At 28.6% G+C, this 15,205-nt stretch carries 14 protein-coding genes; 4 read left to right on the forward strand and 10 right to left on the reverse strand.

The genetic code is table 11. The features are described from left to right. Positions 1-37: 37 nt before the first annotated feature. The 8 genes from B0174_RS00195 to B0174_RS00230 all read right to left on the reverse strand — a co-directional run bounded on the left by B0174_RS00195 (position 38) and on the right by B0174_RS00230 (position 8,370). A complete protein-coding gene (locus B0174_RS00195; RefSeq protein ID WP_108557830.1) occupies positions 38-736 on the reverse strand; it encodes a cytochrome b/b6 domain-containing protein in 699 nt (232 codons plus the stop codon). A 1-nt stretch (position 737) separates the two neighbouring features. Continuing rightward, on the reverse strand, positions 738-2,480 hold the full coding sequence (locus tag B0174_RS00200) for a nickel-dependent hydrogenase large subunit (RefSeq protein ID WP_108557621.1): 1,743 nt from the start codon (positions 2,478-2,480) through the stop codon (positions 738-740). Continuing rightward, entirely contained in the window at positions 2,480-3,715 is a 1,236-nt protein-coding gene (locus B0174_RS00205; RefSeq protein ID WP_108557622.1) for a hydrogenase small subunit, read from the reverse strand. The genes B0174_RS00200 and B0174_RS00205 overlap by 1 nt, the downstream gene beginning before the upstream one ends. Positions 3,716-3,973: 258 nt before the next feature. Beyond that, the gene (locus B0174_RS00210) at positions 3,974-5,329 is read right to left on the reverse strand and encodes a nickel-dependent hydrogenase large subunit (protein WP_108557623.1); all 1,356 of its coding nucleotides are present in this window, start codon (positions 5,327-5,329) and stop codon (positions 3,974-3,976) included. 2 nt (positions 5,330-5,331) lie between these two features. Further along, positions 5,332-6,222 (reverse strand): NADH-quinone oxidoreductase subunit B family protein, encoded by an 891-nt coding sequence (locus tag B0174_RS00215; RefSeq protein ID WP_108557624.1) that lies wholly within the window; start codon positions 6,220-6,222, stop codon positions 5,332-5,334. Beyond that, positions 6,212-6,805 carry a TetR/AcrR family transcriptional regulator gene (locus B0174_RS00220; RefSeq protein WP_108557625.1) on the reverse strand — a complete coding sequence of 198 codons (594 nt, stop codon included), beginning with the start codon at positions 6,803-6,805 and terminating at the stop codon, positions 6,212-6,214. The genes B0174_RS00215 and B0174_RS00220 overlap by 11 nt, the downstream gene beginning before the upstream one ends. A gap of 62 nt (positions 6,806-6,867) precedes the next feature. Beyond that, the gene (locus tag B0174_RS00225; RefSeq protein ID WP_108557626.1) at positions 6,868-7,254 is read right to left on the reverse strand and encodes a hypothetical protein; all 387 of its coding nucleotides are present in this window, start codon (positions 7,252-7,254) and stop codon (positions 6,868-6,870) included. Positions 7,255-7,317: 63 nt separating this feature from the next. Further along, complete coding sequence (locus B0174_RS00230; RefSeq protein ID WP_108557627.1) at positions 7,318-8,370, reverse strand: hypothetical protein; 1,053 nt, start codon at positions 8,368-8,370, stop codon at positions 7,318-7,320. A gap of 131 nt (positions 8,371-8,501) precedes the next feature. On the opposite strand from B0174_RS00230, the gene B0174_RS00235 reads away from it, so the two are divergent. Then, positions 8,502-9,068, forward strand: coding sequence for a pentapeptide repeat-containing protein (locus B0174_RS00235; RefSeq protein ID WP_108557628.1), 567 nt, complete (start codon positions 8,502-8,504; stop codon positions 9,066-9,068). Between the two features lie 4 nt (positions 9,069-9,072). On the opposite strand, the gene B0174_RS00240 is transcribed toward B0174_RS00235, so the two are convergent. Together B0174_RS00240 and B0174_RS00245 are read right to left on the reverse strand one after the other, a co-directional pair. Continuing rightward, positions 9,073-9,780 (reverse strand): hypothetical protein, encoded by a 708-nt coding sequence (locus tag B0174_RS00240; RefSeq protein ID WP_108557629.1) that lies wholly within the window; start codon positions 9,778-9,780, stop codon positions 9,073-9,075. 98 nt (positions 9,781-9,878) lie between these two features. Then, positions 9,879-12,452 carry a bifunctional aconitate hydratase 2/2-methylisocitrate dehydratase gene (locus tag B0174_RS00245; RefSeq protein ID WP_108557630.1) on the reverse strand — a complete coding sequence of 858 codons (2,574 nt, stop codon included), beginning with the start codon at positions 12,450-12,452 and terminating at the stop codon, positions 9,879-9,881. Positions 12,453-12,732: 280 nt separating this feature from the next. Here B0174_RS00245 and B0174_RS00250 point away from each other — a divergent pair, with 280 nt between their 5' ends. From B0174_RS00250 to B0174_RS00260, 3 genes are read left to right on the forward strand one after another with little or no spacing between them, the layout of a single operon-like run. Further along, a complete protein-coding gene (locus B0174_RS00250) occupies positions 12,733-13,173 on the forward strand; it encodes a YiiD C-terminal domain-containing protein (protein WP_108557631.1) in 441 nt (146 codons plus the stop codon). Positions 13,174-13,203: 30 nt separating this feature from the next. Beyond that, on the forward strand, positions 13,204-13,461 hold the full coding sequence (locus B0174_RS00255; RefSeq protein ID WP_108557632.1) for a hypothetical protein: 258 nt from the start codon (positions 13,204-13,206) through the stop codon (positions 13,459-13,461). 8 nt (positions 13,462-13,469) lie between these two features. Continuing rightward, a complete protein-coding gene (locus B0174_RS00260) occupies positions 13,470-15,203 on the forward strand; it encodes an AMP-dependent synthetase/ligase (RefSeq protein WP_108557633.1) in 1,734 nt (577 codons plus the stop codon). Positions 15,204-15,205 lie beyond the last annotated feature (2 nt).

A 15,205-nucleotide genomic window follows, 5' to 3' on the forward strand; every position in this document is an offset into this window, starting at 1 on the left:
TTCTCCAAATGGTTGAAGCTTTAAAGCTTCAACCTATTTATTTTTTATCTTCTTTTTCTTCAACAAATTTATGTCCACTAAATACAATACCAATATCACCTTCTCTCCAGAAAATTGTTCTCCAGATTTGGTAATAAATATGAGACATAACCCACATTAAAATAATATACATAGAAGTATGATGAGCGATTCTTACTCCCATATTTCCACCAAATACACTTAATGTCCAATCTGTTGCAAAGTGAAGCATCCATGGCCACCAACTTCCAATTGAGCTTAAACCTGATGCTAAACCTTGAACATATAATTGTAATCCAGTTAAAAGCATAAATACTAATAAAATATGGAAAAATGTGAAAAATACAATATTGTAACTATCACTATGTGTTGAATCAAATTTCTTTCTTCTGTTAAATGTAATTAAGTTAAAAAGAACTTCCCAAAATTCAATAAAGTTTTTCTTTGTTGGTAAAATCTTTTTATATGGTTTATCAAACTTTGAAAAAAGGTATAAATAACCAATTAAAATTGCTGTTACATCAAAAATAATAGCAGCAATAAAATGTCCCCATCTATTCCAAGCCATTACATACTTATCCACAGCAGGATCAGCAATAAAAGTTTGATAATAAGGATGTCCAATATATAAACCGGTTGCAACAGCTACAATCATACAAAACGCATTCGTCCAGTGAATGGTTCTCATGGTAGCTGTCATTCGCTCAACCCTTTTCATTTTAGGCACGACTTGTTCCTCCAATTGGATCTACTTTATAAACACCTAATTCTTTACCATTTGTATCAATAATATGCACAGCACAAGCAATACAAGGATCAAAACTATGAATTGTTCTTAAAATCTCAAGTGGTTGATCTGGATTTGCTACTTTTGTACCAATTAATGATGACTCATAAGCACCCATTCTTCCTTTGTAATCTCTAGGAGCTGCATTCCAAGTTGATGGAACAACAGCTTGATAGTTTGCTACTTTTCCATCTTTGATTTTAATCCAATGCCCTAATCCACCCCTTGGAGCTTCTTCCATTCCAAAACCTTGCGCATCTTTTGAAACATTATCAAAGTTAAATTCAGTCCATGTTGATAAATCTCCATGAGCAACATTTGAAGCTAACTCATCAACCCATTCCAACATAACATCAGCCATTAGTTCACTCTCAATTGCTCGTGCAGCTGTTCTTCCAACTGTTGAAAATAGAACTTTTATTGGTAAGTTTCCATTTTTTAGAAATGTTGTTACATATTTAGAAATTCTTTCATCACCCTTTGCAACTCCAACTATCATCCTTGCAAGTGGTCCTACTTCCATTCTTTCATCATCATAAAGTGGTGATTTAATCCAAGAGTATTTATTATTTGTATCTAAATAAGCAATATTATCTTCTTTTTTTCCAAATCCTGTATATGCAGGTTTTGTAACACCCTCATAAGGATGTAAATTTGTAGTTCCCTCATACCAAGCATGAGTTACATCTTCTGTAATTTTTGTTTGATCAATTTCAAATACTTTTGTTAAATCTCTATTTTTTACAATTCCTGATGGGAATAATTTAGCAGATTCATAAAAAGGTAAATCATCAAGATTGAATCCACCATAACACATATAGTTTCCGATTCCTCCACCAATTCCTTCTATTGCTTCATCCGCATACATAGTTCCAGCCATATAAACATCTGGTAAATATGCTTCTTTTACAAACTTCTGACCTCTTTTTAAAATTTGTTTAAATTGAGCAATTCTTGCAGGATTTTTAATATCTTGAACACAAGTTACTCCACCTACAACAAATGATTGTGGATGTGGATTTTTCCCACCAAAAATAGCCATCATTTTTGCTAATTCTCTTTGTAATTCTAAAGCATCTAAATAGTGAGAAAGTCCAATTAAGTTTTGCTCAGGAGTTAATTTAAATCCTTTTGAACCCCAATAGGCATTTCCAAAGATTCCTAGTCTTCCTTGTTTTACATATTTTGTAACTCTTTCTTGAACAGCTGTATATACATCTTCATTTGCATTCCATGGTTTATGTCCTGAAAGAGCCGCCCATTTTTGAGCTTCTATTACAGTTTTTTTAGGATCTGCTTCTAAAGCTTTTGTAATATCAACCCAGTCAAGTGCATGTAAATGATAAAAGTGAACAATATGATCATGTAAATATAAAGCACCTTGAATAAGATTTCTTACTAATCTTGCATTTTTAGGAATTGTAATTTTAAAAGCATGCTCAACTGCTTCAATACTTCTTTGATAGTGAGTTCCTGTACAAACTCCACAAATTCTCATTGCTAATAAACCACAATCTCTTGGGTCTCTTCCTTTTAAAATCTCTTCAATTCCTCTAAACATAGTCGAAGAAGAAAAAGCATCCACTACAACATTATTTTCATCTATGATTGCTTCGATTCTAAGATGTCCTTCTATCCTTGTAATTGGATCTATTACTAAATGTTTTTTTGCCATTATTTTTCTTCCCCTTCATTTGATTTTTTACCAGCAATTGCTGATGCCACAGCATGAACTCCAATACCAACCGCAGTTGCAGTTAATAATCCTAAACCAAACTCATCAACAGTTTTCTCAACTCCACCCGTTGGTGCTTTGATTTTTGCATCTGCCATTGGTCTTTCATAGGCATATTTATCCCAAAAATCAGGCTCAGAACATCCAATACAACCTCGTCCTACTCCAATTGGCCAGTTTGTACCTTCGTTATATCTTATGATTGAACAGTTATTAAAAGTCATTGGACCTTTACATCCAACTTTATATAAACAGAAGTTATTTTTAGCTCCCTCATCTCCCCACTCTTCTACGAATTCACCAGCATCAAAGTGAGCTCTTCTCTCGCAGTTATCATGGATTCTATAACCAAATGCAAATTTAGGTCTTAAAAGTGAATCAAGTTCAGGAATTTGTCCTGTTAATACATAATGTAAAACCACTCCAACCATATTTGCAGGATTAGCAGGACAGGCTGGAATATTAATAATTGGTTTACCTTTTACAATATCCATAACTCCCACAGCACCCGTTGGATTTGGAGCAGCGGCTGGAACTCCACCAAATGTTGCACATGTACCAACAGCAACAATAGCTGCTGCATCTTTTGCCATTCTTATTAAATGATCGTGGAAAGTTTCACCCATAGCACCAATTGTTCCATATTGACCATTCATAGCCATAGGAATTGCACCTTCAACAAAAAGTAAATATTTACCTTTATAAAGATGTGCAGCTTCTTCTAGTTGTCTATCCGCATCATGTCCAGCACAAGCTTGTAGAGTTTCGTGATACTCTAAACTTAATACATCAAATAATAAGTCATCAACAGTTGGAGCAGCACTTCTTAAAAGTGCTTCTGAATTTCCGGCACAATCTTGTAACTCAATCCAAATAACTGGAACTCTATTCATAAGTTCAGTAGCTTGCGCAACAAGTGGAGCAAACATAGGAGGAAGCATAAGTGTAGCAGTTGTAGCACTAACCCACTTCATAAAATCTCTTCTATTTACTCCTTCACTTTCTATAATATCCATCATATCAACATCTTTAAGTGCTGGTTGCGCTTTTAATATCGATAAACGATTTTTTACTTTTTCAAATAAAGAGTTATAATATTCTTCACCCTTATTTGTTTCAATTCTTCCTGATTTTTGTGTAAAAACTTTTTTTACCATTTCTTGCGAATCAATCATATACTTCTCCCTTATAAAAATGAATGTTCATTTACTTAATTGTAAAATATCTGCATAAAACTTATTCTTTTCTTAAGTACATATTCTTGAAAATAGCATTAAGATAGCTTTATAGCTATTTGTTTTATATAGCTTTAATAATCATATGATTTTATGGTGTTTATTATTATGTTAGTTCTAAAAGTATATAAGTGAATTGAAAATTAATTATTTTTTTATATTGTTACAAATATACACTTTTTTATGAATAGTTATTCGTTAATGAGTAGTACAAACAGAACAAACATCAAAACTTCTTAACACAATTTTAGCAATTTCAATAGAAGGCGTTCCAATAATTGCTTTTTGTGCTATTCCTTTTTGAGTTTTATTTTTTGGACCTAAATTCCAAACTGTTGGTGTTATTACATCATAAGATTTTATTAAACCTTTTTCTATACTTATATTATGTAATAAAGAACCTCTACAAGCTTCTACAACAGCTATTGCTTTAGCATTTTCTACATCTTTTAACGAATATTTTGGTTTTATATGTGAAAGCTCTGAAACATCAACTAAAGAAATTAAATTATTTGTTTCAAAAAGCAAAAACGCCATTTCATCCATTCGTGCCATTACTCTTGTAAAAGCTGAATCTTCAAAAGATTTATGTATATCTTTTATAAATTTTCGATTTGAAATAATTGCCCGTGAGAGTGGACCTGTTTCAAAAAAACTTTCATCATAAGATACAGATTTTGACCAAGTATGTTTTTGGGAATTATTTTCTTCTTTATTAATAGAAAAAGAGTAACTACTATCTTCTACTATTTTTGAGAAATCCAATTTATTAACTAATCTTTGTTTTATTTTTCCTCTTTTAAACAGACTTGATTCCCCTAAAGTTATAAACCTATTATGAGACTTTCCATAAATTTCAAGTGAATATTTAAATGATAAATCTTTAAAATATTTTAAATCAGCACCCAAATTTTCTAAATTATCCACACTTTCATAAGTCAAATAATTTTCTAAACTAACTCCACTAATAGATTTTTCAAAAAAACTAATTGCTGTTTGTAAATAGTTTTGCATCATAACTAAATCAAGTTTTGTAGGATCACTCATCACTCCACCTGGAAGCATATATGAAGTATGTGGCCATTGTCCACCAATTATTGCTAAAGCTTTTATAGTTTCACTGGCACTTTTTTGAGCTTCCATCCATCGTGAACCTTTTATTGGTGCATAAATTCCTAAATCATTTGAATCTAGTTTTATAATATCAGGAAGAATAAACATATAAAACCATTTTAAGTGAGAATCAATTATCTCAATATTTAAACCAATTTCTCTTAATAGTTTTGCTTTTTGTGTGATTTGTAATTTTTCATTTATATTTTCATAAATATTTTCCAAAGCATCAACTGTTGCTTTTAAATGTGCTTGTCCACAAATTCCACAAATTCTTGGAGTATAAACCAAAGCATCCAAGGGTGATTTCCCCTCTAAAATATATTCAAAGCCTCTAAAATTTAAAAAATCAATTCGAGCATCTTTTACTTTATTATTTTCCCATGTACAATGAAGTTTTGCTTCACCCTCGATTCTTTCAACTAAATCTATTGTTTTCACTATTACTCCATCAATTTTTTATGAAGTCTGTCAATTCTAAAAGTTTTTGCAACTCCTGTCATACTTAAATATGCTCTTTTTGAAATTCCTAACGGAACTTCATACGGTATTCCTATATTTTTTTTAGTTTCTAACATATCATTTCTCGGAAAATCAATTTCTGTACATCCAATACAAGGCATTCCAACTCTTGTTTTTGAACTAATATCATTCCATAAAATTTTATTACAAGAACTATGTGTCATAGGACCACGACATCCTTGGTCATAAAATAAACAGCCTTCTTTTTGTCCAAAATTACCCTCAACTTTCCACTCAAAATATTCATTCCTTGTACATCCATGATGAGCCAAAGTACTATAAAGTTCCTTTGGTCGTCCAATTTCATCTAAAGCAATTTCTCCAAAAGTTTTTAGAGTAAATAAAGTTTGTAAAATCCATTCAGGATGAACAGGACAACCAGTTAAATTTACAATTTTATGTTTTAGGTTTTCTAAAATATCTTTATTAATAGCTTCATTTATACTACAAATATCATCATTTTGAACAAACTTAGAATGAATTCCACCATAAGAGGCACAAGAACCAACTGCAATTATATAGTTTGCTTTTGATGCTAATTTATTCAGATGATTAAAAGTTGAATCGTCACAAATTGTAAAAAAATCTCTATGAGAAGAAATAGAACCCTCGATTAATAAAAAATCAATTTTTTCTTCTTGATTTAATATATCTTCAAGAGATTTATCAATAGTTAAACTTGGATGATAAATAAAATCAAAACTATTTAAAAATAGTTCAAATCTACTTGAGTTTGCACTTAATAATGAATGTGTATTTCCATTACATGAAATTGCAGTAAACCAAACAACAGTTGGTTTTTTAGTTGTCATACTTCAAAGCACGATATATATTTTGAGCAACAGCATCTGAATAATAAAGTAAATCTTTATCTAAGACATTTTCTCCACTTAAAAAAGCAAATCCACCTAAACATCCCATAATCATGGCAAATGCCGGGAAAAAATCTTGTTCTCTAAACTCTTTTTTACTTGCACCCTCTTCTAATAAAATCATAACTTCTGTTACAAATTCTCCTACACATAAAAAACCTTCACAACCTTGCTTGAATACTTCTCTATTTGACAAATAAACCCTTAAAAAATATTCTATAACCTCAGGTGATTTTTGAACATTTTCTAAATATTTATCTACAAATAAATATATTTTTTCTTTTGAAGTTATATCCATATTATTAATTTCTTTTAATTCAACAGCTAGAATATTTGTAGAGTATTTTATAGCAAATTTTGCAAGTTCTTCTTTTGATGAAAAATAGTTATACATATTTCCAACACTCATGCTCATAGCTTTTGCAATATCTGGAATCGTTGTATTATAAAAACCTTTTTGTGAAAAAAGTTTTAAAGCATTTTGAATGATATTATCTTTTTTATTTTCTTTATTAGTAGAAATCTTTTATTCCTTAAATGTATTTTTTCAATAATAATACATTTAAGATTAATAAGGTATGAATTTTATAAACAATGAACTTTATAATTTTTATAATAGTTAATAATTTCCATTAAAAACAAAGCAATTATTCCCATAACCCAATAAAAAAACCATTGAGAAATCATCCCAATAAATCCATCTTCTTGAATATAATCCACAATCTGAAAAATAATAAAAAAAACAACTGATGAACTAAAAGAAAATTTGACATTTTTATTAAAATCAATTATCTCATAATCTTTTAATTTGAATCTATAATATAAAAAAATAAATCCAAGAGGAATTAAACCTAAGATATAAAGATATTCCATTTCTATTAGTTCAATAGTCTTGTTTTCCCCAAATATAAAAAGATAAACTGCAATTATTGCTATAAAAGTTGCAGTAAAAAGATTAAGTGGTTTTGTCAAAAGATTTCCTTTTATTTTTGTGGATTTTAGCTAATTATAAATAAGAATCCACTATTAATTATGCTAAACAACTACATCTATTGAGTTAATAACTCCTAAACCAGAACCATCTTCTTTCACAAAAATACCATTGCTTTTTTGTACTGCATTAGTTTTATCTATCGCACTTTGATATTTAAACCCACTTTGCACATCTCCTAAATAAATTGCACCTACATTTCTATCAATAAGTGAAACTAAAGAAGAGTTGCCATTCTCATCAAAACTCCAAACTTTTAGTTTATTAAAAACAGCATCTTTTTCATCTATCCAGTTATTTTTATCATCATCATATAAAGCAAGTTCAGCAAAACCATTATTTGTATTTGGTCCAAATAATTCACTTCCATTATCGATTTTTCCATTTTCGTTTTTATCTAAAGCTAAAAAACCAGCACCTAGTTTAAGTTGTGGAATCATTTCTGTAGTTCCATCATTATCTAAATCAAATGCAAAATGAAGATTACTAATATTATCAAAAGGATTAATATCTTCATCATAATTAATCACCAATGGATCAATAAAATTTTTATCTCCAATTATAATTTGAGTACTTTGAGATTTATAAAATTCTTGAGAAAAAGAGAGTTTCAAATTCATATCAAATGATTGAGTCGGTGTATTAATTTTCACTGAAGAAGAAAAATCTACGCTTTGTTTTTGATAATATTGCTCTTGTGTATTAAAAACAATAGCTTTTAGTTCATTATTATTTCTTTGTTGTTGTTTATAAGGATTCATTGTATTTAGTACAGAATCACCTTTATTTATATTGGACTTTTTATTTGGATATAAACTTACATTTTTTTTATCACCATTAATTTGTCCCAATAATATTTCGATCAATATCTTTTTTAAACGGTCTTCAATGCTAAGATTATCTTCATAATCATAAACAGCACGACTACTTTGAATCATGTTTGAATAAGATTCTTGTAAATTCAAAACAACTGCAACATCATTTTTATTTGTATCGTTTTTTTCTCCATAATGAAGTTGCATAGATGTACTTTGTGAATGTTCAAAGTTAAATTGAGTTTTAGAATAAAGACTGACTTGTGAATTTACTATTACCATAATTAATCCTTTTAAACTAATATTAAGAATTGTATAATAATTACATATAATTGTCAATATTATTTTATGAAAATTTCATCAATTAGAATTTATTTAAAATACGATAAAATCCAATCAAAAAAAAGAGTTATATGTTTACAACAAATGATTATTGGGAAGAAGAATTTATTGAATATAATGACAAAAATTTAGATTCTATATATTTTGATGACTGCACTTTTATAAAATGTGACTTTACAAAAGCTGAATTTTATAATTGTAAATTTACTGAATGTACTTTTATATCTTGTGATTTATCTTTGAGTGTTTTGAAAAACTGTACTTTTAATGATGTTACTTTTGATAATTCAAGACTTATTGGACTTAGTTGGAGTTCTTGTGAAGAACCATTTGATGTGATATTTGATTCATCTAATCTTTCTCAAAACTCTTTTCATCGTTTGGATTTACGAAAAATGAAGTTTATTAACTCTTTGATAAAAGATACAGGTTTTGAAGATTGTAATTTGGAAAATGCTCTTTTTGATAATTGTGATTTAGAACAAACTGTTTTTTCAAATAATAATTTAAAAAAAGCAAATTTTGAAACTTCTAAAAATTATCTTATAGACCCAAAGCAAAATGATTTACAAAATGCTTTATTTTCTCTTCCAGAAGCTTTGAGTTTTTTAAGTTTATTACCTATTAAAATTAAATAGAAGCCTATTCCATAATTGTTTGAGTATCAAGAATTGAATAAGTTTCTTCTGAACTACCATCATCTATATCTTTTTTCATAAAAAGAATAATTCCGATATTTTTAGCCATATAAACATAATATTCACCATCAACTGCATTATCTTTACATACTATTTCCATAACATTTTTATATTTATTGTCTTTTGTTGAGTATTTTGCTTTAAAGAACTCATTGATTTTATCTTTTGTATTCATATTTTCATAATAATTTGAAAATGAACAAACTAATGATTTCCCATCTTTATCATTTTCTTCAATCACTTTATCATTAATTTTGATATTTCTTTTGTAAATAGATTTTTGTTTTTCATCTATTGCTAAACTCTTTTTTACTTCATTTATAGAAATATCATACTTTAAATCAGCATGTTCTTTAGAAATCATTGATTTATAATTTTCTTTATTTATATCCTCAAAAAAACTATATCGTTCTATTTGATTTAAGTTTATTTTACTTTTTTTGTAAACTTTATAGTCAATATAACTACTTGTTTTATCTCCATCATTAAATTGTTCTGTAAAATTCTTATTTAAAATAACTTTATTATTATTTAAATTTTCAACATTAAACCAATGATTTGATAAATCATATGTTTCATTTTGAACATTTTTTTGAACACAACCTGAGAATAATGCAAGAATTGCAATTAAACATATATTTTTTTTGAACATATTTTCTTCTTTAAACTATAATTTTTTTTATTATCAACACAAAGAAATAAAAAAACCGAGATACTAAGACCTCGGTTTTTAAATTCAATAAATAACTATTAAGAGTGAACTAAATTAGTTAATTGTGCAGATGTAACTTGGTGGAAGTTTAAGTATTTATAAACACCATCTTTGTTTTTCTCTGTAATTTTCTTAGGTACAATTTCCATATATTCTTTAACAGATGGTAATCTTCCTAAAAGTGCAGTAACAGCAGCAACTTCAGCTGAACCTAAATAAACTTGAGAACCTTTTCCTAGTCTATTATCAAAGTTTCTTGTAGATGTTGAGAATACAGCAGCACCTTCAGAAACTTGTGCTTGGTTACCCATACATAAAGAACATCCAGGAATTTCAAGTCTTGCACCAGCTGCTGCAAAGATTGAATAGTAACCCTCTTCAGTTAATTGCTCTTTATCCATTTTTGTTGGTGGTGCAACCCATAATTTAGCAGGAACTTCACCTTCACCTTTAAGTACTTCACCTAAAGCTCTGAATAATCCAATATTAGTCATACAAGAACCTACGAATACTTCGTCGATTTTTTTAATTCTTTTTGGGTCATTGTTGATGTTTGTTAATGTATCAACATCATCTGGATCGTTTGGACAAGCTAAGATTGGCTCAGTAATTGTATTTAAATCGATTTCAATGATAGCTTTATATTCAGCATCTGCATCAGGAGTTAATAACTCTGGGTTTGCAATCCATTCTTTCATTTTATCAGCTCTTCTTTGAAGAGTTTTAGCGTCTTCATAACCTTCTTCAATCATTTTTTCAATTAAAGCAATGTTTGATGATAGATATTCAATAATTGGTTCTTTTGATAATTGAACAGAACAAGCTGCTGCACTTCTTTCAGCTGCTGAATCTGATAATTCAAATGCTTGTTCAACTTTTAAGTCTGGTAAACCTTGAATTTCAATAATTGTTCCAGCAAAAATATTTTTCTTACCTTTTTTCTCAACAGTTAATAAACCATCTTGAATAGCTTGGTAAGGAATAGCATTAACTAAATCTCTTAAAGTAATTCCTGGTTGCATTTCACCTTTGAATCTTACTAATACAGATTCAGGCATTGTTAAAGGCATCATACCTGTAACACCTGCGAATGCGATAAGACCAGATCCAGCTGGGAATGAAATACCAATTGGGAATCTTGTATGAGAATCTCCACCAGTACCAACAGTATCTGGTAAACATAATCTATTTAACCATGAGTGAATAACACCATCACCTGGTCTTAATGTAACTCCACCTCTTGAAGAAATAAATTCAGGTAAAGTATGTCTTAATTTAATATCTGCTGGTTTTGGATAAGCAGCAGTATGACAGAATGATTGCATAACCATATCAGCACCAAAAGAAAGTGCAGCTAGTTCTTTAATCTCATCTCTAGTCATTGGTCCAGTTGTATCTTGTGATCCAACAGTTGTACAAATTGGTTCAACATACATACCTGGTTTAACACCTGCAATACCACAAGCTCTACCAACCATTTTTTGTGCTTGAGTATAACCATTTGTACTTGCAGCTGGTTGAGATGCAGTAACAAATTTATCAGATGCATTTAAACCTAAAGCAGCTCTAGCTTTTGCAGTTAATCCTTTTCCAATAATTAATGGAATTCTTCCACCTGCTCTCATTTCATCTGTTAATGTATTTGGAGCTAAATTAAATTTAGAAACTACAGCACCATTTTTTTCAATTACACCAGCATATGGTTTAATTGTAATTACATCACCAGTTTCTAAAGCATCAACTGCAGCTTCGATTGGTAAACAACCTGAATCTTCTGCTGTATTAAAGAAAATTGGAGCAATAATAGAACCTAAAACAACTCCACCTGTTCTTTTATTTGGAACACCTGGAATATCTCTACCCATGTGCCATTGAACTGAGTTGATTCCTGATTTTCTTGAAGATCCAGTTCCAACAACATCACCAACATAAGCTAAAGGATGACCTTTTTCTTTTAATTTTTCCATCATTTCTAATGGTTTTTCCATTCTTGATTGTAACATTGCAGTTGCGTGTAATGGAATATCAGATCTTGTAAATGCAACAGTTGCAGGAGATAAATCATCTGTATTTGTTTCACCAGGAATTTTATAAACAGTTAGAGTCATTTCTTCTTCTAAAGCTGGTTTGTTAGTAAACCATTCAGCATTTGCCCATGATTCAATTACTTCTTTAGCTTTTGTATTTCCAGCATCCATTAATTCTTTAACTTCATTAAATGAGTTATAAACTAAAATAGTATTTTTTAATTCTTTTGCAGCAGCATCAGCTACATCAGCAATTTTTAATGCTTCAACAAGTGGAGTAACATTAAATCCACCCATCATTGTTCCTAAAATTTCAATTGCTTTTACTTTTGAAATTACAGAACAAGAAACTTTTCCTTGAACAATGTCGTTTAAAAATGCAGCTTTAACATAAGCAGCATCATCAACACCTGGATTGATTTTGTTTGTAAATAAATCTAAACAGTAATCAGCTTCAACAACTGGGTTAGCTTTTAGTAATTCTACTAATTCAACAGTTTGCTCAGCAGTTAAAGGTAATGCAGGTAAACCACCTTCATTAAGTCTTTCTTGCGTGTGTGCTTTATAATTAGCTAATAAACTCATATAATTATCTCCTCTTTTATTTTAGAAAGTTTCCTAAATTATATCATAAAGAGAAAAATAAACTTGTACAAGTTTTGCAAAAAATTGTACAAGTTTATTTTTATGTCTTAAAAAGTTACAGTTAAGCTTATTATCAGGATTTTATTTATTCTTTATTTTCGTTTTTTTGCTAAATATAAAATATAAATGTACAATTTCTGTACAAAGTATTTATTATTTGTTCAATTAGTTTTTAGTAATATTCCAACTTAAGTAACTAATTAAAATTTAAGAGTAAATAATGATAAAAGAACTTCAAAATAAACTGCACAATGAGATTCCTCTTACAAAAATAATGGAAATAAAAATCCAAAACTACAATAATCAAGAATTAATTACAACTGCTTCTTTAGAAATTAATATAAATGACAAAGGTACAGCTTTTGGTGGAAGTTTATCTACTTTGAGTATTATTTCAGGATGGAGTTTATGTTGGCTTATTTCTAAAGAGTTGGGTTTTAATTCTAATAATATTGTGATTATTAAAAATGAAACAAGCTTTAGAAAACCTGTAACTAAAGATATAATTTGTCATACAAAAAAACCTTCAACTGAAGAAATACAAATATTAAAAGAGAAATTACTTACAAAAAAAAGTGCTTCAATTAAAATAGAATCTAAAATAATTGAAAATAATGAAATATGTGTAGATTTTGTCGGATATTATGTTATAAAGTTATAAATAAAAGAATTTAAAAAACAAGGAAAACAAATGTCAAATATAGAAAAACTAGCAAAAATACTAAAAGAAGATTTAATCCCTGAATTAGATGAAAATTTAGAAGAGATTATGGACATAATCGATAGTGGAAATTGTTCAAAAGATGATAAAGATGAACTAAAATATCTTGAAGAGATGAAAACATATTTTGATGAAGTTGAACTTGATATTGCAAACAATAATCTAAGTGAAGAAGATGCTTTAGATATTTTAGAAGTTCTTGAAGATATGAGATTAGATAAAGAGTAGGAAATTAAATGCAAAATTACAACTTTAAAACCTATAGTGAACTTTTTTTACATATTTCAGGCAACTACAATAATGAGTATTTTTTAAACTATTTATCAAATGGGAAATATAAAAATATTTCAACAAATGATTTTAAAAATAAAGTTATTTGTCTAAGTCTTGCTTTGAAAGATTTGGGTATTCATAAAGGTGATAAAGTTGGTATTTTTGCTAATTCTTCACCTTTTTGGCTTATTTTTGATTTTGCTATTTTACAAGTAGGAGCTATTAGTGTTCCTATTTTTGCCAATATCTCTAGTGAAAATCTTAATTTTGAAATAAAAGATTCTTCGATGAAATTTATGTTTATTGATTCACAAGAAAGACTCAAAGATATTGAAGAAAAAAATTCTCATCTTACTTTTATAACTCACAATTTTTGTATAAAAGAGCCTAATTTTTATAACTTTGATGAGATTTTAGTAATTGGAAAACAAATTTGTGATTCTACGGGATTTACTTCTTTTGATGCAAATCCTGATGATTTATTTTCAATCATTTACACAAGTGGAAACACAGGAACGCCAAAAGGTGTAATGTTAAGCCATAAAAATATAGTTTCACAACTTCATGATATAAATAAACTTATAGATTTACCAAAAGAAGAAGTTGCACTTTCACTTCTTCCTTTGGCTCATATATTTGAGCGAACTGTTATGAGTTATTATTTGAGTCGTGGGATTAGTATCTATTTTATTGATGATATTTCAAATGTTGCAAATCTTTTAAAAGTTGTAAAACCTACAATTATAACAGCAGTTCCGCGACTTCTTGAGAAAATATTTAATAAAATCAAATTACAAATTTCGCAAAAACCTTTTATTAGTAGAGTAATCGCTTCTTTTGCTTTTGCTTATGCTTTAAAAGAAAATTTAAATAAGAATTCTATTTTATTTAAGATTTATGACAAAATAGTTTATTCAAAATTTAGAGAAATATTTGGTTCAAGACTTGAAAAACTCATAAGTGGAGGTGCGCCTTTATCAAAAGAAATAGCTGTTTTTTTTGTAAATATTGGAGTTCCTGTTTATCAAGGTTATGGCTTAACCGAGTTTTCACCTGTGATTTCTACAAATTATCCAAATGCAAACAAAGTTGGTTCTTGTGGAAAAGTTATTCCAAGTGCGCAAATAAAAATCATGGAAAACAGTGAACTACTTGTTCGTGGTGATTCTTTGATGCTTGGTTATTTAAATCAAGAAGAATTAACAGCAAAAACTATTGATGCTGAGGGTTGGCTTCATACTGGAGATGTGGCTTTTTTAGATGAAGAAGGATATTTATTTATAAAAAGTAGAACAAAAGAGATATTCAAAACTTCAACTGGCGAATATGTAAATGCAGTGGAAATTGAGCAAAAAATATCAACAAATAAATATATTGAGTTTGCAGTTGTAATATCTCAAAATAGAAAATATACAACTGCCCTACTTTTTGTAGATAAAGAAAAATATGAAAATGCTAAAAAACTAAATAAAAGTTTAACAATAGAAGAATATTATAATAAAGATGATATTCTAAAGAATATTTCAAACCATATAAATAGTGTGAATTCTAGTTTAAATAAATGGGAAAAAATAGTAAAATTCAAAATCTTAACCAATAATATTTCCATAGAAACAGGTGAATTAACCCCATCTATGAAAATTAGTAGAAGTAAAATTGAAGAAAAATACGCAAATATTATAAATAGTATGTATTAGGA

This window comes from Arcobacter caeni (genome assembly GCF_003063245.1).
GTDB classification, from domain to species: Bacteria; Campylobacterota; Campylobacteria; order Campylobacterales; family Arcobacteraceae; genus Aliarcobacter; species Aliarcobacter caeni.